Consider the following 859-nt stretch of genomic DNA (forward strand, 5'->3'; position numbering starts at 1 on the left):
GCAGAGGCCAAAACAGTCATCGGCCAGTGCAAACTTGCATAGAGCAGTTCATCTTTGTTTTTATAATGTTCATAAAACGTCGAGCGTCCCACATCAGCCTTGGCAATGATGTCTGCAATTTTTATCCTACTGTAAGGCTGGGATAACACCAGTTCAAAAAACGCTTTGCGCAATGCTAACCGTGTTCGTTCGGCTCGCTTGTCTCCTTCAAATTCCTCTGTCACACAATTTACCTAAGGTTTTGTTTTAGATGCCGAACATTCTAATAGTATTGTCCGCCAACTATCCATATGCGCTTGTTAGGCTGGTACTCCATTTAAGTGACTATCTCTGGAGGCATCGTGTTAAACGAAAACGAACAAAGAACAAATTCACATTACCGTCTTATTGGCTGGGGCTTAATTGCCCTATCCATACTGGCGAACGCGGGCATGGCTCATCACCCGTATATCAGCGCGTTACAACCTGACGCCCAAATTGAACAAATGGCTCAAATTGCTGGGCTCACTATGCATGTGCACGGCTTATTAATTCTGGTGGTGCTCATCTACGTTTGGTTATTTACTCTTTATGGTGCTGCAAAAAATACCCCCATCGTGTGGCTCGGAAGTGGTTTATTTGCAGCAGGTGGATTAGCGATGGCTGGAGCGGCGTTGGTTAGTGGTTTTCTCGCTCCCGCCATGTTGCTAGGTGCAGAGATCAACACTGCTGAGCAATTGGCGATTTTCGAATTTCAATCACGCTTATTGATGCAATCGAATCAGGTGCTTGCAAACGCAGGCGCCTTTGCATGGTTTTGTGCGTTGATCTGTTGGAGCAGTAATCTGATTCGAGATAACACACCTTTCCGTTGGGTGGG

The 859-nt window shown here is 45.9% G+C and carries 2 protein-coding genes; one reads left to right on the forward strand and one right to left on the reverse strand.

Features of this window, described 5'->3' with window-relative positions:
• The coding region (locus AC2CG4_RS20025; RefSeq protein ID WP_484487950.1) for a TetR/AcrR family transcriptional regulator at nt 1-224 on the reverse strand (224 nt) is incomplete at its 3' end.
• 117 nt (nt 225-341) lie between these two features.
• On the opposite strand from AC2CG4_RS20025, the gene AC2CG4_RS20030 reads away from it, so the two are divergent.
• On the forward strand, nt 342-859 hold a 518-nt coding region (locus AC2CG4_RS20030), incomplete at its 3' end, for a hypothetical protein (protein WP_484487951.1).

Source organism: Cellvibrio sp. ATLC23, assembly GCF_057196725.1.